Source organism: Rubripirellula amarantea (assembly GCF_007859865.1).
Lineage (GTDB): Bacteria > Planctomycetota > Planctomycetia > Pirellulales > Pirellulaceae > Rubripirellula > Rubripirellula amarantea.
Window position 1 is genome coordinate 891,167 of record NZ_SJPI01000002.1, and the last position, 18,043, is coordinate 909,209.

Below are 18,043 nucleotides of genomic sequence, written 5' to 3' on the forward strand. Positions count from 1 at the left end.
CCGTTCTGATTCCTATGGGACTACTCGTTGCACTCTTCGCGATCGCCGCGTTGCCATTCTTGGTACCGCTGGTTCATCGTGGACGATTGATACCGGTATCCGTGGTGATGTTGGTAACGGGAACCGTGTTTGGTCCATTCTTCTTTGCGGTCGACGGGCCGATTCAGATCAGCCTTGATCGACTGCTCTGGGCCGGATTGGTGTGCATGACGCTAATTCAATGGCGACTGGGCAACCTGCAACTGCCCAAACTCAATCGAATCGATTGGCTCATGCTGGGATTCGGCCTACTTTGTCTAATCGGAGCCTGCCGTGGCGGTCCGGTGCCGACGGGAAGTTCACCCATCGCTCGATGGCTGTTCTACATCGCGATGCCATTGGGAACCTACGCGATCGCACGCAGCGTTCGATTGACCGTTAACGATGTGCGCTGGGTAACGCTTGGCGTTTTCTGGTTGGGCATGTACCTGGCAATCACCGGACTATTCGAGATAAAGTCAATGTATTGGGCGGTCTTCCCCAAGTACATCAACAATCCCGAGGCGTGGGAGTTCTTTGGTCGAGCCCGAGGACCGTTGTTGAATCCAATCGGCAATGGCGTACTGATGGGATTGGCACTTGCAATAGCGGCGGTTGAGTTTTGCCGGAGCGGGCGCCAAGGAAAGGTCCTGTACGGATTCGCATCGTTGATTCTGCTTGCTGGTGTCTACGCGACACTCACGCGAAGTTGCTGGATCGGAGCGATCGGGGCCATCGGAATGATGGCGATGCTGCAGGTACCTCGTTGGACGCGCGTTCTTGCCATCGCGAGTGTTGTGTTGTTGGCGGGAGCCATGTCGATGGGGCTGAAGGATAGCCTGATGGAACTCAAGCGTGACAAAGCTTTGTCCGCGGCTGAAGCAGCTAAGTCTGTTGAACTGCGTCCGTTGTTGGCAGTGGTGGCGTGGGAAATGTTCAAAGACCATCCCATCATCGGACACGGCTTTGGGCACTACTTCGAACACAATGGCCCTTACCATCAAATTCGCAAGTACGGTTTGCAGCTCGAACGCGTGCGGCATTACCAACAGCACAACACGTTCTTGGCCGTTGTCGTGGATTCCGGGACACTCGGGATCCTGATCTTTATGTCTGGGCTTCTGCTGTTCTACACCACCGGTTGGCAGCTTGCGCGAGGGCTCGATTCCAATCCCGAGATGCGAATGTTGGGATTGTTGATGATGTCGGCGATTGTAATCTACGCCGCCAACGCAATGTTCCACGACTTGATCATCATTCCGATGGTCCAGATGTTCATGATGTTCATCGCGGGACTGGCGATCAACGCACGAGAAAAGGGCGTCGTACGCAAAGCCTCGCTTCAACCCGTCTATGCTAGGCAGCCGCTCGGCCGTTGTGCATCAGGCGAATTTCTTCGTCTTCGATCTTGTGACAGTGCGCTTCGCCACTAAGCGTCGCCTTGACTCGACGATCGACACTCTTTCGCATGGCTTTGTGATAACCAACGCTTGCGGTAAACAACGTCATCAAGTCCATGAACCGTCGGTCTTCGCTCAATTCGCCAGCGTCGATATCTAGGTAACTATCGGCGCCGAACGAGAACAAGCGTCCGTCAATCTCGCCGATGTTTTCGCCACCGACCTCGATGTCAAAGTCAGCACCGATCGAAACCCACTTGCGTTTGAGCACCGCGTGATGCACTTGGCCATCGTGGCAGAACGCAAACGAAAACATCGCCGGGATTCGGAAGGTGCGATGACATTGTTGAATGGTGGTCACGCATTCGGTGCGAGGAAGCATCACGCACATCGTGAGCAGGTTTTTGCCCACGGCCATCGAGGTATGCACTTCGGTGATTGTGATCTGTTCGATCGTTCCGCACCAAGCCGTCCGTTCGCCGGTGGTCTTGAACAACTTTAGGACTAAGCGTCGTTTCTCGATCTCGCCGGGTTCCATGTTCATGACCGTGTCCTCGGCCATCATCTCATCCAGCTTCGCCTGTTGCTTCGCATCAAGCCGACCTGATTTCTTGATCGACTTCTTCAATTCCTGGCGGCGTTGATCCTGCATCACGTCAAGCGCGTCTTCCAGTTCGCCCTTGTCCATGTTCCAGACATCGGTCCGCAAACCCAGCATGTGGGTCTTGTTCCAACTTCCGGACTCGTTGTCTTGAGTCGACACGGTTCCCACGACTTTCATGTTCGTGGTGAAGGCGTTGGAATCAGCCGTGGTGAGTTGCTGAACCAGTTCGACGTTCGATGGGTGCATCCCGGGCATAGCCCACATGTCGATGTACCGACGACAGGGTTGCGGATCTTTCTTGGCCATCGTCGGGGCTGATAGGAACGTGGGCACGGTCTACGAAGGCGCCCCCGTTGCTGAGGACGCTTCGTATTGATCGGCACAACCTAATCGTTAAATCCAGCCAAACCGGATTAATCGGCCCGTGTTTCACGCGGCCGATTGATCGGCGGATCTAAAAGCTATCGCTTGCCTTTGCCGAAGCCCTTTTTGGGGCCACCCTTTTTCTTGCCGCCAAAACCGCCGCCTTTGCCACCAAAGGGACGCTTTCCACCGCCACCACCTTCCGGTGGGCCGTTGTCAGGGCGAATTTGCAGTTTCTTGCCCATCACCCAAGTGTTTTCGAGAACTCGAAGAGCCTCGGCGGGAAGTTGGTCGGGCAGATCAACGGTGGTGAAGTTATGGTCGATGTGAATCTGGCCAATGAACTTGCTATCCAAGTTTGCTTCGTTCGCGATCGCGCCAACCAGGTTCCCAGGACGCACTCCGTCTGCCTTGCCCACTTCAACGCGGTATCGACGCATGCCGGCTTCAACGGGACCACGCTTGCGGAATCCGCCACGTGCTCCATCGCGAGCAGGTCGATCGTCGAAATCGCCAGTAAATTCGCGATCTTCCCGTCGTCCTTTTCGTTCTTTGCGGGACGATTCGGCACGTTCTTGCAGCAAGAATGGCTGCCCACCGCGAAGCATTTCAGCCAACGCTGCAGCAACCTTCTCAAGCGGCTTGCCACTCTCTTCCATGTACTCGTTGATCAAGTTTTCGAAGAAGGTGATGTCTCGTTCGGCCAAAGTCTTGGTGATCTTGGACTTGAACGTCGCTACGCGGTGTTTGTTGATGTCATCGGTCGATGGCCATTCAACAATCTCGATAGATTGGTTGGTCATGCGCTCGATTGAACGCAAGCGACCACGCGACGAAGGCGTCAGAAACAAAATCGCTTCGCCGCTTCGACCAGCGCGACCGGTACGCCCGATGCGGTGAACGTAGGATTCTTGGTCGTGTGGCAGGTCGAAGTTGATGACGTGCGAAATGCGCGGCACATCCAATCCTCGAGCAGCAACGTCAGTTGCAACGATGATGTCAATCTTGCCATTCTTCAATGAACCCACGGTTCGCTGGCGAGTCGCTTGAGGCATGTCGCCGTTAAGTGCCGCTACGCTGTAATGGGCTCGAGCCAATTTGTCAGCGATGACGGTGGTGGATTCTTTGGTCTTTGCAAACACGATCACGCCATCGGTTTCTTCGGATTCGAGAACTCGCTTGAGCAACTCGAGCTTTTCGCCGGCCGATGTGAAGATAGCTCGTTGGCGAATCGACTCTGCCGTCATCGACTTGCTCTTGATCGTGCAGACTTCTGCGTCGGTCAGGTACTGGTCAGCGATGCGGCGAATCGGGTCAGGCATCGTGGCACTGAACAAAGCGATTTGCCGTTGGTCAGGGCACTGGTCCAACACAAATTCGACATCTTCCAAGAAGCCCATGTTGAGCATTTCGTCGGCTTCGTCGAGAACCAAGCACTTCAATCCATCAAGTTTCAACGTGCCTCGTTTGATGTGGTCGATCACGCGGCCTGGCGTACCGACGACAACGCTAACACCATCACGCAGAGCGCGACGTTGTGGTTCGTAGTCCTGACCACCATAGATTGCGGTAACGGCGAAACCTTTGAGTTGGCCCGCGTAGGTTTCGAACGACTTGGCAACTTGCATCGCAAGTTCACGAGTCGGCGCGAGCACCAATGCTTGCGGTCCAGCGCCCTTCTTCTTGCTTAGGTTCGCCAGCACAGGCAACGCAAACGCGGCGGTTTTACCAGAACCGGTTTGCGATTGAGCAATCACGTCACGTCCCTTCAACATCGGCGGAATGATCGCCGTTTGAATGGCCGATGGTTCGCTGTAGCCAGATGATTCGATTGCCGCTTGGATTGCCGGTGGAAGTTTGAACTGAGCGAACCCGGTCAGTACTTCCTCAACAACGGGAGTTTCAACAACGGGGCTTTCAGCTACTGGAGTATCAGCATTGGGAGCAACAACACCGTCGACCGATGCAACCGCCGTTTGAGCGACGGGTTGGGCTTCAGTACGAACAGGGGCCTGTATCGTTTCGCTAACCACGGGGGTGTCGGCACCATGTTGCTTATGGTCCGCAGCGGTGCGTGTCGCTTTCTTATTGAAGACTGGTTTAACAGCCTTCTTCTTCGCAAGCTTCAGCTTTACCTTGCGAACAACCACTAGTCCCGATGCAGCGTCTTCGGTTGCCACGTCAGAATCGGAACTTTGCACGGATGCATTCGTGTCCGCAACTACGGTTTCTGCAGGAGTGGTTCCTGCGAGCACGGTTTCTGGATTCGATCCGGCGATTCGGACTTCGTCGGAGCTTGACAACGCGTCATTTGACGGGGTGTTTTCCACAACTACATCGTCAGACGCAACAGCCTCAGGCGAGTTGTCCAGTTCGGTGGAATTGATTTGGGTGTCAGGGGCGTCCTCAAGTTCGATACCGGAGTGCGCAACATCAGACAGGTCAGAAAGATTCATTAAAGACTTTAGGAGAGAGAAATCAAACGCGGTCGGTTCGCCCTAGATGTGTGAAGTCTGCGTCTATTGATTCACACGGCGAAGGTAATCTGAGCCGACGTCGCCATCCGCATGCCTGTCTCGCAGGTGCGGCTTGGTGAGCTTGGCAGCAATGTGCCGCTCACCATCCAGAGAGTCCGGCGGTCATCACCGCTGGCTCACAAAATCAGAGTCTCGTCATCCCAGACCCCCACTGTATCTGTTTTTGGGTGAAGCACAACGCAAAATAAGCATTATCACGGCTGCCAAATGACAAGCAGCGCCCCGGTACAATCGTTAGTGTGCCTAGCCCCTGATGAATGGCGCAGCAATGTGGCCATGCCAAATGCTAAACTCCGTTAACGGGGAAATTGACAACCCACACTTTGCTCGGCCCAACCTTCAAGTCCGCGTTTTCCGTTGATAGAGGGGGGCGTAGTCTTAGACATAATTGCGATAGCGTATGACTCACAACGACACAACGCGGTCAAGCGGCAACCTCGCAACCTGGAAATTGGCGACGGTTATCGGATTGCTTGCCGCGGCAAGCGTCGGCTTAGCGACTCTACTTTCGGATCGCCGGGACGTTTCGCAAACTCGCCGGTCCGTCGATTCTGCTCCCGCCGCACCGGTTGCCGTCACGGTGGAACCGCCGCAAGCGTCTTTGGCCGTTCGCAAGGCAGCGTTCTTTGACGAGTCCGTCGAGCCTCAGATTCAGATCACTGACCAGAAAAACCGCGAAGCGGCTGAGCGGTGCCTAGCGAGACTGCGTGGCGTGATCGCAGGATATCGAAGCTCGATCACGCCGTTCGTTGAAGACCTGACCAGCTTGTCGACGCGACTAGGGATCGCCCGACGAATGCCAGGATCATGGTGGCACAGCGACGACCGCATCGAAGTCTATGTCCGGAACAAGTTCGAATCGCACCTGTTTTCGCAGCAATCGTTTAGTCACGACATTGCCAGCGAACTGATTCAATTCAAGATCGACGTCGATGCCAACCAAAACTTGTTGCTAAGCGAAGTTCGGGCGGCACTCGACACGTCGGATTTGCCAGATGTTTCGATCGACGAGTATGAGCCTTTCTTTGCAGCGGTTTCAAGCGACTTTGTTGCCTATTCACAAGACCAGGGCATCACGAGCGTTGCCAACTTTGCCACGGTGATGGTGGCCAGCGAAGTGGGTGGTCAGGTGTTTGTGCGGTTGGTCGGAGGTCTGTTGACGCGATTCGCCGTCTCAGCTTCGCTTGGCGCTGCCGCTAGCGGTGGCGCGACCGTGGGCGGATCCACCGTCGGTGCCGGAGCCGGAACATTGGGCGGTCCTGTTGGTGCGGTGGTGGGTTTCGGCGTCGGACTAGCCGTTGGCTTGGTCATCGATTGGTGGATGACGGATCGTTTCGAACAACAGCTCACGACCCAAATGAACGCTTATCTCGATCAAGTCGAACAGGCGATCATGACGGATCACCCGCATGGCCTTTCCCAGACGCTCCCCGAGGTTTGTCACGTACTCAAGGATGCCTACCGCGAACGATTCTATGCTCAACTCGTCACGCCCTAAACCGATCAGCGATCGAATCGACGTTCCAATTCACGCCTGCTTTGCGCAAGATCAAAGCGGGCAGTGAACCAGTCTTCAATTGTCGAGGGACGCATTTAGTTGGCACCGACGCGTTCACGCCGATGGTTGTCCGCTACCAGGCGCGAAGCACACTCACCAAGTTGTGGTGCTGATCGGTCCAGAAGGGCGCGTCTTTGAGTTCTGCTTCGGCCGCGGGAACGCCGACGGCCAACGCTTCCGTTTCCCAGATCGCGTGGCCAGGTTCGGTAACGACAATCCAAAGCGCTGAACTGGTGCACTTCTCTTTGTCGGCGCCGCTCTTGATCACGCGACTATCCAGGCCAGCTTCGTGACAGAGCCGATGAACTAATGGCTCAAGCGACAGGTGCGTGTTCGAAACATGAATCGCCATTACGCCACGCTCGGTCATCCGACTGCGGAACAACTCGATCGCTTCGTACGTTAAAAGGTGAGCCGGAATTGCGTCACTGCTGAAGGCGTCGAGCACAAGCACGTCGAACTTCGCGTCGGTCATGCGTTCAAGTACGAGACGACCGTCACCGAGGTGATGCGTCTGCGATGACGGGCAGTCTCGCATGAACGAGAAGTAGTGCTGAGCAATATCAACAACGGCTGGATTGATTTCGATCAAATCAAAATGGTCTTCGGGACGTCCGTAGCAAGTGAGCACTCCGCAACCCAAGCCCACGACGCCGATGTTGAGCGATTCGTTTTCACTTTGCAATTGCCGAATAGCACGTCCCACGCCACTTTCGTGTCCGTAGTATTTAGTTGGCTGATTCTTGGCTTCCCCATGACGCTGCATTCCATGGATCGTCGTGCCGTGCACCAAGTGCAATCCACGCTCGTCCTCCATCACTCGCAACACGCCAAAGAAGTTTCGCTCGGACGCAATCGTGTTTTCGTCGCTGCCTCGGAACAGCCCTAGTGCAGGCGCGATCATCAAAATCGCGGCGAAGTATCGCAGTCGATACGCGCGGTTCCAATCATAGGTCGGTGATTTCCATCCCTTGACCGAAACAAACAAGACAAAGATGAAACCTTGCACCAGGATGATCGAAACAGGCAGTTCGATGAAGCTGTTGAAAATCAGCGGGCACACGACGGCAACGATCATTCCGCCGATTGCACCGCCAAAGGAAAGCAACGCGTAATATTGAGTTAACAATTTGGCCGGTGGCTTGAGTCTTGCCACTTCGCCGTGGCACATCATGCAGACGCCGAACAAGAACGTCATGAAGCTTGTCACAACACTCAAGAGTTGCAAGTCATACGGAATCAAGTTCTTGGATTCGATCCCGACGATCGCCAGCACGGTCATCACGGCGACCATCTTGGGCTTGTACCATTGAGGTGAATCGAACGACACGATGAAGCTGAGCAAGTAAAGGCTTAGCGGCAATACCCACAGGAACGGGACAACGGCGACGTCTTGGCACACGTGATTGGTGATGACCAACAGCATCGTGGACGCAAGCGCTGGCAACCCAACCCAAGCGGCACGAATTTTCCAGGTGACTTCGATTGAATCTTCATCGTTGGTGTCGCTGGTCTGCGGGTTTGCTGCGTCCGAGCGCACTCGCAACAGGCTGATGGCAACCATGCCTTGGATCAGCAAGAACAGGCACAACATGAGCGACCAGGCGGTGCTTTGCTGAGAAACCGACAAGACCGGTTCGACCAAGAACGGATAGCTAAGCAAGGCCGCCAAAGACCCTGCATTAGATAGCGCGTACAGTCGGTAGACTCGATCCGAATTGTCGTGGTAACTCAACCATGCTTGGATCAGGGGCCCCGTGCTTGAGAGCATGAAGTAAGGCAAGCCCACGTGCGCCGCGAGCATCCAAAGCAGGTAGAGCGTTGGTGATTCGCTGCCAGTCGGTTTCCAGTGATCGCCTGGTTCGATCGGCAACAACAGCACCGCAAAACTTAGTAACGCCAAGTGGATCAACGCCTGAGCCGCAGGGCGAAAGTAGGTTCTTAAGACGTGAGCGTACAGGTAACCGCCAAACAACAGCACCTGAAAGAACAACATACAGGTAGTCCAGACCGCCGGAGTGCCGCCGAACCAAGGCAGCACACATTTACTGATGACGGGCTGAACTTGAAATACTAAGAACGCGCCCAATAATGTCGTCGCGGCGAACCAGAACATCGAAATGCGTTTTCGATGGTCCGTCGGCGTCGCGGCTGAACTTACGGCAACTGGTGATACAGAATTTAACGATTGAGTGGCCATCATTTCCCCGTGCTGGTCGATCTCGGCTGCTGTTAGGAAGCAGACAACGAAAAAGCGTAGTCCATAAAATGCACCAATGACGGAACGCTTTCCGCAAATACCGATTGTTAGGGATCTTTGCGTAATACCAAATCGGTTTCTACTTCTCGGTCAACGGAAACGCTACGGCTTCGTTTTCGGCCAACTGATATCGCTGATTGATCTGAAGGTTCGACCAAGTTTGCACATCGCCACCGGGCCAAGCGACGGTGACTTGATCCACGATGGGTTGTTGCCCCAAGCCAAAGGCGAGCACGTTTTCGTTGGTGCAGAAGTAACCGTCGCCACCGGTCAGCCACGCGGTTCGAGTTTGGTTGCCCACTGTAATCGTTACCGATGCACCGACCGGTTCGCGTTCGGATGTCGTTCCGACCAATTGCAACTGGATCCAACCGTTGGAATCGTCGCCGCGGTTTTCTAGCAACGCGGCTGGTTTATCGAGATGGTTGGCGACCAGGTCCATGCGACCGTCATGATTCCAATCCAAAGACGCCAGTGTGCGTCCGACCGCCGGGATCGCAAAGTATGAGTCGTCGGCGGTCTGATCAATCAATTCAAAACGGCTGCCGCGCAATTTGAAAAGTTGTGGCTTCATCAACAACGGCTTGCCTTTATTGGTGAAGTCCTCGATGTTTCCGTTCAAGATGACCAGCTCATCTTGTCCGTCGTTGTTGACGTCAATCGCCTGAGTTCCAAAGGCAAGCATGTCGTAGGTAGGTGCCGTTAAGCCAAACCGAGGTGCCAAGTCGCGGAACATTCCGGGCGAACGCTGAAGGTAGAGACTCGATGATTGATTGAAGAAGTTGGTCACGTGCAAATCCATGTTGCCGTCGCCGTCAAAATCCGATGAAGCGATTCCCATCCCCGCTGTTGCGGTACCGCCTTGATCGAGCGCTAGGCCGTTGGTGGAAGCCAAGTTGTTCCATTGGCCGTCGTCGGGCGAACGCACCCAATAGCGGTTGGGGCGAAGGTCATTGGCGATGAATATTTCGCTACCGCGTTGCCCATCAAAATCAGCAATCACGATTCCCAGTGACGTTGCGGCACCTTCGCCTTCGGTTTCCAAGGGCTCGGGGGTGAACGTGCCGTCGCCTTGGTTGACCAACAACCAATCCGCCGCCGGTTCGAACATTAGTGGTCCGACGCCATGCGGTTCGCCGGCGGGGTCAAGCTTCACTTTGTTAAATACATCGGGGTCGTCGATATACCCAAGTTCAATGATTTCAGGAAGGCTGTCGCCCGTGACGTCAGCAACCGCGACCGACGAACAAACGAACTGGGGTTTTGATCGGGAGGCATGATTCCGTAGCGGATGCGTTTCCTGAAACGAGAATGTCCCATCGCCTTGGTTGATCAATACTCTTACATCACCGAGTCCGGCCACCAGCAGGTCAGGCCATCCGTCTTGGTTAATATCGCCCACGCCAACGCCGGTCGCGTACGCGTTTGACGCAAGGCCCGATTGGCGAGTAACGCGTCCGAACCGATCACCCAAGCAGCGGAAGAACTCATCGGAATCATCGGGCGTGGTTGTGGGTGGATCGCCACTGCCTTGCGCGAAGAAAAGATCCGCGTGTGAATCAAGATCAAAGTCGATCACTCCGATGCCACCGCCAAGGGACTCGTGAATGCGAATCCGACGCAAAGCTCGTGGCTTGCGGTTGAGATAATCGAACTCGATTCCAACTTGACCGGCTACATCAACAAACGGCACTGCATCTAAGGAACCCGAGTCGCTCGGTTCGTCCGACTGATCTTGAACCACTTTGGCATCCTTGGCGATCAATTCTTTTGCCCAGGCCAGCAATGGTTTTTGGGAAGGCTGAGGGAAACGTTGGGGAGACAACTCAAGTCGATTCGAATCTGCCAATAGCTGACTAAGGTCGCGTCGCGCTAGCAGTTGTTGTCGCGTGAGAGCACTCTTCGCCCTCGCGGATTCGACCGTCGATTGCCATTGAAGACCTTCGAACAAGCGTCCCACTTCGATGAGCTGTTCGGCCATTTGGAGCCTCAGGTCATCCGGTTCTGGATAAAAGTGAATTCCTTCGGATGAGCCAGCGATTCGTTGCAACTTCGAAACACGCACCGAGGCGACGCGTCCCACCTCGGGGAACCCAATCGCATTGAAGCAAACTGTCAATTGACGGTAGTCGGCATCGGATGTCGGGTCGATTTCGACACAGCGAAGCAGCGCTCCGATGGCCGGTTCGTAACGCTTGGACTCGATCAACCAACTTGCGATCGTGGACCAGTATTCCGCGTACTGGGTTGCCTTATCGGGGCATTGCAAGAGCCAATGAGGAATTGCTTCGAGGTCTTGGGACCGAACGAGCGATATTCCCCACAGCGCGAAACCAGCACCGCTGAGTCGCGATTGTGCGTTCTGCGATTCGAGCAGCGTTGCAGCTTCGTGGTATTGATGCCGCGTGAACATCAGACGCGCTTCGCCAAGCGGCCATTCAAACGCGGGCGTACTCGGTTCGTCTTCAAACTCGAACGCATTGCGACGATTCACGATCGATTGAAGCTCGCTGACGGTGGCGTGACCACTTCGGCATAATTGGTCAACGTGCAAACAAGCTCGATGTCGGTCGCCCATATGATTGAGCAGCCGCACGATGGAATGTCGCAACGTCGTGTCGCCCGGCGATTTGGCAATCGCTTTTTCCATTGCTAACCATGCCACGTTCGGATTCCCATAGGCATCATGTCCGCCGCTGGCATTGACCGCCTTGGCAATCACCTGAAGTGCATCGGCCGAGGTCGCTGGGTTCTTGATTAACGGAAGTGCAGTATCGAAGGCAGACTGCCACTTTTGTTCCATGGCATCGGCTTGGGCAAGCAGCACCATTACCGCAGCGTTGCTCGGGTCGGCAATCAACTGAGATCGCAATACCGACCGTGCGCCCGAGACGTCTCCTTCGTTGAAGAGTGCTTTGGCTTTGCTGATCGCAGGCGATGAAAGGTTGGGCTTTGAATTTTGCGTCGGTGAGCCCGCAGCTTGTGAGCCCGCAGCTCGTGAGTCCGCAGCTTGTGAGTTCTTAGGCGAGGCACCCTTCGGCGGGGCGGTGGGATCGGCATCGCTCGACGCCTGGGTATTGGTTGAGCCCGTTGAACGGCTTGAGCCCGTTGAGTTGGGTGAAGTTGGCGATTGAGTACGTTCGCCGCATCCCGGCGTTAACGTTAGGGCCAACAACACGTGCGCGGCAACAATCACTGCGAGATAATGGGGAACGATACGCTTTTGCCGGTTCATTGACCCATTGTATCCGAACGCATCCCAATGGTGGACGGGACTTCGTCAACTAGAACCCGTGACCGGTACACGGTGCTTGGGTGAAGCGTTCTAGGCAGGCAGAATGATTGTTGACGGTATTTGCGAGAACACAAAGTCGAAGATCAAAGCTATACTGTGTGAAAACACAGAGGGGGCAGCCATCGCTCTCCAGTCACACGCCCCCTCCTCAATCAACCGCTGAGCCCACCGATGGGTTTGTTAGACCTCGTCAAGCCGAAAGATCTGTCAAGAGTGGCGAGGTTGCAATTGCTGGCCCGTCAAGTGGTAGAAGGATTCTGTTCCGGTCGTCACCGGTCTCCTCATAAAGGATTCAGCGTCGAATTCAAAGAGCATCGCCAATACATGCGTGGCGACGAGCTGAAGAATATTGATTGGAAGGCATTCGCCAAAAGCGATCGATTGTTCATTCGCGAATACGAAGAAGAAACAAATCTGCGCTGCACGCTATTGGTTGACCGCAGCGGTTCGATGCGATACGCGGGTGATCGTTCGGGATCGGAAATGAAGTTGGCCAAGTCCGGCAACGGACAATCCAAATACGATTACGCTCAAGTCCTTTCGGCTTCGATGGCGTATCTCATGCTCGCTCAACAAGATTCAGTGGGCGCATTCACTTTTGATGATGAACCACGGATCCAGGTGCCCGTCCGTGGCCGCGCGTCGCACTTGACCGCACTGATGCGAGCGTTGGCGGAAGACGCTACCTATCGTGAGACTGATTTGGGCGGTGTGTTTCGCAAGATCGCGCCCAAATTAGGACGACGCGGGCTGATCGTGATTATCTCCGATGCGATGGGCGATGCCGATTCCATTGCCCGCGCGTTGACTCAGCTTCGCGCCAGCAAGCATGAAGTATTGTTCTTTCAGGTCCTTGATCCCGACGAAGTTGATTTCCCATTCTCGGGCCGTATCCAGTTCAAAGATCTCGAGAACGACCAGAACGAGCAAATCGTTGATGCTCAATCCGTTCGTGATCGATATCTGCAACGCTTTGCGGATCATCAATCAGCGCTGCGAACGGCGTGTCGCAATAACCGCGTCGACTTGATTGAGATCACGACCGACCAACCGATGGTGGATGTGTTGCATGAGTACTTTGCGCGGCGGAGGCGAATTCGGTGACGCTGCTTAACGGACTGCTCGCCTTGGGTGCTCTTGCATTCACGGTTCCGCTGGTCATTCATTTGTTCTTTCGAAGCAAGTTTCGCGTGGTGCCGTGGGGCGCGATGCACTTGATCGATAGCGTGATGAGGGTAAATCGTCGGCGGATTCAGTTGATGAATCTGTTGTTGCTGCTGTTGCGATGCGCGATTCCGATTCTATTGGCGTTCTGTCTGGCTCGCCCGGTGTTGACCGGTTTTCAATCTTTGCCGGGCGATGCGCCTCAGACAGTTGTGATCGCTATTGACGATTCACGCAGCATGGCCATCGCTAGTTCGGACTCAACTACATCCATGCAACGAGCGATCGCTGCGACCGACCAACTACTCGATACGCTGTCCCGACGCGACGAAGTCATGATTGTCCGGGCCAGTCGGCTCGACGAAGTCCCCGGTGCCATGGGAGCCGCGGCCGCGAAAAGCAAGATTGCCGGCATGGGGACGTTTGCGGGGCCAGTCGATTTGGGGCGAATGATGCGAGCGGCGACCAGTGCCGCAGACCACGCATCGCATCCTCAGCGTCGAATCGTTGTCGTATCGGACTTTCAAACCCACATGGTCGACGACCGTTCCGTTCAAACCGTTCAGCAACTCGGCGAAACGCTCGCCGCCAAAACGATCGCGCCGGTGATCAGTTTCCTGAATGTGGCTGACTTAAGTGGCGGTGCAGACAGCGGTGCTTCAGGTCTTGGAAACCTGTCGGTGGAACAAGTGCTGTCCAATTCGGCCGCGGTGGTGGCCGGTCGAGATGCGTATTACTCGGCCCGGATCCGAAATCACGGCGACGCGCCGCGCGGGGACGTGCGATTAGTTTGGTCGATCGATGGCAAACCACTCCGCCCCCAGTCAATCACGGTTCCACCACGATCGTCCGCGACAACCCGTCTGACGCAAGCGATCGAGGACGCGGGCGTTCATCGGATCACCGTCGCAATCGAGCACGCGGATGCTCTTGCGGCCGACAATGAGCGATCGATCGGCGTAGAAGTAATCGACGAGATTCGTGTTTTGATCGTGGATGGTGAGCCCAGCAATCGTCCGCTCGAAGGGGAAGCTGATTTTGTCTCTGTAGCACTGAGTCCCTTTGCGTTCGGCGGCCAGGATCAACCTGATGCGGTCAGCACACGCGTGGTCAACGAACGAGAAGCAACAAAAGCGATTGAAAAGGAAACCTACGACGTTTTGATTTTCGCGGGCGTGAAGAAACCCAGCCAGACGCTTAAACGAAACGTTGCCGATTTCATCGCGTCAGGGGGAAGCTTGGTGGTGTTCGATCACGACAAGCTCGATGCAAAAACCTATGCGGAACCGTGGACGACGAGCGATGGTCAACAACCATCCTTAGTGCTGCCGACCGTGATGGGGGATTTTAGAACGATTGGCAAAGAAGCCAAAACAGAATCGTTCCCGATGGGACGACGCAACGCTAGCTACTCGGCCTGGGATCTACTGGGTGACGATCAATCGGATTTATTTCGTGACGTAACGGTGACGGGGTATCGCCAACTTACGCTTCGATCGTCGGACCAAACTCGACCATCAGATCAATCCCGAAACTCACGGGCTCAGCCTTCATCAACCCAGTCACCATCAACCCAGTCACCATCAACCCAATCACCATCAACCCAGTTTGATCAAACCGAACCGCAGCCCGCCCAAGCCAAAGTCTTGCTCTCGCTAGCCAATGGTGATCCGTTGATAGTGATGAGTTCAGGTTCCGCCGAGAGTCTGTCCGAACGATCGTCCGAAACTGCAACCGCGAGCCGCGCTGGTCGCGTCGTTCAGTTTGCCGTTCCGGCTGACGCGACTTACTCGACCTTTCCACTGCGAGCTGTGTATCTTCCGATGCTACAGCAAATGATTTTGGATCTGGCTGGATCGCGAAACCCGGTCACGTTTGATGTTGGGGAACCAATTGCGGTCGATCCCTCGCGAGCGTTTAAGAATTTGCCGGACATCAATGCGTCCTTATCGTCACTGGACTTCCGTGTCGTGTTGCCAGACGGAACTGAGCAAAAACCAAAATGGCTCAACGCAAGTGCAGCATCATCAGCTAGTTTGCTTTTGCCGGCGACATATCAGCCTGGGGTTTATCGTTTGACCGCTAACACCGATCCCAGCGGTCAAGCAACCGATGACACGTCGGAGTCCGTTTTGTCAACGATTCGTGTCGTCGAGGTACCCGCGATTGAATCGGATGCCCGCAGTGTCGACGAAGCAAGGCTAGCCAGCGTTGCGGAACTAATTGGTGCAAGTGTCTATTCGGGTGGCCAAGATCTTGTTCAGGATGACCAAACTCGTCGCTTTGGACGCGAGATTTGGCGGTGGCTCTTGTTCGCGTTATTAGCCTTGATGGTGATCGAGCTTTGGCTTCAGCAAAGTTTGGGCACTCCACAACGAGCAAAACAACCTGCTGGAACGAGTAGCAATTCGAATGACACGCAAGTGATGGGGGCTTCATCATGATGGCTTCCCTTCGCTTCGCGGGCGACTTGCCAACGCCGTTGGTTCTAAGCATCGCTGTGATCGCATCGCTAGCGGTAATGTTCTACTACTTGCGTGAAACCAAACACCTTGATCCGCCGCTGAGTTACGCGTTGCCCGGATTACGTGCGGCGGCGGTACTGTTGGCGATCTTGATCTTGGCCGGTCCCGTTTGGCACCGGACCATCACCGTCGGGACACTTGGACGTGTCGTGTTTGCCGTGGACTCATCCAAGAGCATGTCGCTAACGGACACGACCGATCTAAAGCAGAGCGGTCATCGCATGCAGCGTGCGTTGTCGTTGCTAAGCGGTGATGGAGAAAAGTCGGGATGGCTCGAAGCTTTGTCCTCGACACACCAAGTCGAGGTGGTTGCTTTCGACTTTGGGTCGCCCACGATCCTGTACGGCGGATCAGATCAGCGAGACGAAAACATAAGTTCGATCGCATCGGATGGTGAATTGCGTTTGTCCACCGTCGCAATCCCTGATGGCGAGGCAACGTCACTCGCATCACCATTGTCGTCGTCGCTAGCGAGTCTGGACGAAAACGAAGCCACAACGGGGCAAAGCGGCAACGAAGCGGAAAGCGATAAGGACGACGAAGGTGCAACTCGGGCGGCGGTGGTTTTACTAAGCGATGGCCGAGGAAACACAGGCGTATCGCCGGTTGATATCGCAGAGCGATTACGAGTGGTTGGAGCTCAGGTGCACGCGGTTGGGTTTGGCAGCCAAGATGATTTGCCAGACGTCGGCGTCACGCGAGTGGATCGGCCCGAAAATGTTGCTTCCGACGGAATCCTGGCGGGCCGAGTTCATTTCAACCAATTTTCGATGAATGGGCGACCCATTGAAGTGCGTATCGAGGACGCTTTGGGGAACGTGCTGTGGCGTGAAACGATTGATGCCGACGCGGTTGGCCAGCAATCAATTCCATTTCGATTGCCCGTCGAATCCGTGCTTGAAAATTTGGTCGAGGACACTCCTCGCGGCGTCAATCGCAGCACCGTCGTTATGGATTTGAAAGCAGTTGTCGCGACGGTAGGCGGCGGCAGCGATGATTCGATTCCCCAAAACAACGCGATGTCGTTTCGAGTGTCCGCATCAACGCGTGACCGACAATTGTTGTTGATCGACGGATCGAGCCGCTGGGAAACGCGATACCTTCGCAACTTGTTTGATCGTGATCCATCGTGGTCGATCGATACGATTATCTACGGTCCAGGCACCGATACGGCGAGGCTGCCACGTGGTTCACGCCCGGGGCAGTTCCCCATTAAGGCCGAGGATCTTGCTCGATATGATGCCGTCATCTTGGGCGAGGTTCCTGCGAACGACTTCGAGATCTTTGATGCGGAACTGCTGAAAACTTTCGTCAGCCGTGGTGGTGGTCTGGTTGTGATTGATGGACGTTACGATCAATTGCGACAACTGACTCAGTCCCGGCTTTCCGAGCTAATTCCCGTTCAATATCAATCCAAGGATCTAGTGCGAGTCAACAGTATCGCGCCGACGGCGATGGGAGTTGACCAACCGATGCTAAGTTTGATTAACGATCAATCTGCGCTTGTTGACTACTGGAAACGTTTGCCACATCCCGATGCCACGGCGATGGTGAAGGCTCAACCCGACGCTGAAGTTTGGGCGTCTGCGATGGGCGTGACCGGAGAAGAACTTCCCTGGTTGGTCACACGGCTTTATGGTTCCGGTCGAGTGTTCTATCTCGGTGCCGGGCAAACGTGGCGTTGGCGTTACAAAGTCGCTGACCAAGTTCACGCGAAGTTTTGGAACCAATTGATGTTGGCGGTGATGCAACCGCCGTATTCCGCGAGCGACGATTATGCATCGATCGGTACCGACAAGATTGAATATGCGCCGTCGGAATCTGCTGTGATTCGAGCACGATTGCAAGGCACCGCAGGCGAACCGATCGGCGATGCGACTGTGGATGCGTTGCTTGTCTCTGGCAATCAAATCATCGCCACCGTGCCGATGTCGATCGATGATGCCAATCGAGGCACCTACCGAGCTGAAACGGTGGGCCTAAGTCCAGGTGAGTATGAGGTTCGCTTGAGAGCGAGCGGATTCGACGCCAAAGCACTTCAGGCATCCGCGCCGATTTGGGTGGGGAACGATCATTCTGCAGAATGGATTCGCACGAGCCTTAGTGAGCAATCGCTTCGGGAGATTACAACGGCGGGCGGCGGCGAATACGTTCACGAAACGTCCGCCGAACAGATCCTTGAGCGACTCAAACCGTTGTCTTCCGGCCAGATCATTGATTCCGATGTGTTGGTATGGCAGTCGTTCTATTGGTTCTGGGCAATCATGGCTTTGTTGGCCATGGAGTGGTATTTCCGAAAACGCAGCGGGCTGGTGTAAG

The 18,043-nt window shown here is 55.0% G+C and carries 9 protein-coding genes; 5 read left to right on the plus strand and 4 right to left on the minus strand.

Annotated elements, in window-relative coordinates:
- Positions 1-14 precede the first annotated feature (14 nt).
- A complete protein-coding gene (locus Pla22_RS16695) occupies positions 15-1,451 on the plus strand; it encodes an O-antigen ligase family protein (protein ID WP_146515953.1) in 1,437 nt (478 codons plus the stop codon).
- Here the strand turns inward: Pla22_RS16695 and Pla22_RS16700 are convergent.
- Both Pla22_RS16700 and Pla22_RS16705 read right to left on the minus strand, forming a co-directional pair.
- The gene (locus Pla22_RS16700) at positions 1,375-2,328 is read right to left on the minus strand and encodes an LURP-one-related/scramblase family protein (protein ID WP_146515954.1); all 954 of its coding nucleotides are present in this window, start codon (positions 2,326-2,328) and stop codon (positions 1,375-1,377) included. The two genes, Pla22_RS16695 and Pla22_RS16700, sit on opposite strands and share 77 nt — an antisense overlap.
- 155 nt (positions 2,329-2,483) lie before the next feature.
- Positions 2,484-4,841, minus strand: coding sequence for a DEAD/DEAH box helicase (locus Pla22_RS16705; protein ID WP_146515955.1), 2,358 nt, complete (start codon positions 4,839-4,841; stop codon positions 2,484-2,486).
- A gap of 481 nt (positions 4,842-5,322) precedes the next feature.
- Between Pla22_RS16705 and Pla22_RS16710 the strand changes: the two genes are divergently transcribed.
- Positions 5,323-6,420 (plus strand): hypothetical protein, encoded by a 1,098-nt coding sequence (locus Pla22_RS16710; protein WP_146515956.1) that lies wholly within the window; start codon positions 5,323-5,325, stop codon positions 6,418-6,420.
- A 133-nt stretch (positions 6,421-6,553) separates the two neighbouring features.
- Here the strand turns inward: Pla22_RS16710 and Pla22_RS16715 are convergent, their stop codons facing one another.
- Positions 6,554-8,683 (minus strand): spermidine synthase, encoded by a 2,130-nt coding sequence (locus tag Pla22_RS16715; protein WP_242632112.1) that lies wholly within the window; start codon positions 8,681-8,683, stop codon positions 6,554-6,556.
- Between the two features lie 136 nt (positions 8,684-8,819).
- Positions 8,820-11,975: a CRTAC1 family protein gene (locus Pla22_RS16720; protein ID WP_146515957.1), complete on the minus strand. Its 3,156-nt coding sequence runs from the start codon at positions 11,973-11,975 to the stop codon at positions 8,820-8,822.
- A 231-nt stretch (positions 11,976-12,206) separates the two neighbouring features.
- Here Pla22_RS16720 and Pla22_RS16725 point away from each other — a divergent pair, with 231 nt between their 5' ends.
- From Pla22_RS16725 to Pla22_RS16735, 3 genes are read left to right on the plus strand one after another with little or no spacing between them, the layout of a single operon-like run.
- A complete protein-coding gene (locus tag Pla22_RS16725) occupies positions 12,207-13,139 on the plus strand; it encodes a DUF58 domain-containing protein (protein WP_146515958.1) in 933 nt (310 codons plus the stop codon).
- The gene (locus Pla22_RS16730; RefSeq protein WP_146515959.1) at positions 13,136-15,643 is read left to right on the plus strand and encodes a BatA domain-containing protein; all 2,508 of its coding nucleotides are present in this window, start codon (positions 13,136-13,138) and stop codon (positions 15,641-15,643) included. The genes Pla22_RS16725 and Pla22_RS16730 overlap by 4 nt, the downstream gene beginning before the upstream one ends.
- Positions 15,640-18,042 (plus strand): hypothetical protein, encoded by a 2,403-nt coding sequence (locus Pla22_RS16735; RefSeq protein ID WP_146515960.1) that lies wholly within the window; start codon positions 15,640-15,642, stop codon positions 18,040-18,042. Before Pla22_RS16730 ends, Pla22_RS16735 begins: the two co-directional genes overlap by 4 nt.
- Position 18,043: the final 1 nt, after the last annotated feature.

Excerpts from the sequence above, each read along its gene's own strand:
- Pla22_RS16700 (WP_146515954.1), bottom strand. The coding sequence starts at position 2,328 with ATGGCCAAGAAAGATCCGCAACCCTGTCGTCGGTACATCGACATGTGG.
- Pla22_RS16710 (WP_146515956.1), top strand. The coding sequence starts at position 5,323 with ATGACTCACAACGACACAACGCGGTCAAGCGGCAACCTCGCAACCTGG.
- Pla22_RS16695 (WP_146515953.1), top strand. The coding sequence starts at position 15 with ATGGGACTACTCGTTGCACTCTTCGCGATCGCCGCGTTGCCATTCTTG.
- Pla22_RS16720 (WP_146515957.1), bottom strand. The coding sequence starts at position 11,975 with ATGAACCGGCAAAAGCGTATCGTTCCCCATTATCTCGCAGTGATTGTT.
- Pla22_RS16735 (WP_146515960.1), top strand. The coding sequence starts at position 15,640 with ATGATGGCTTCCCTTCGCTTCGCGGGCGACTTGCCAACGCCGTTGGTT.
- Pla22_RS16705 (WP_146515955.1), bottom strand. The coding sequence starts at position 4,841 with ATGAATCTTTCTGACCTGTCTGATGTTGCGCACTCCGGTATCGAACTT.
- Pla22_RS16715 (WP_242632112.1), bottom strand. The coding sequence starts at position 8,683 with ATGATGGCCACTCAATCGTTAAATTCTGTATCACCAGTTGCCGTAAGT.
- Pla22_RS16725 (WP_146515958.1), top strand. The coding sequence starts at position 12,207 with ATGGGTTTGTTAGACCTCGTCAAGCCGAAAGATCTGTCAAGAGTGGCG.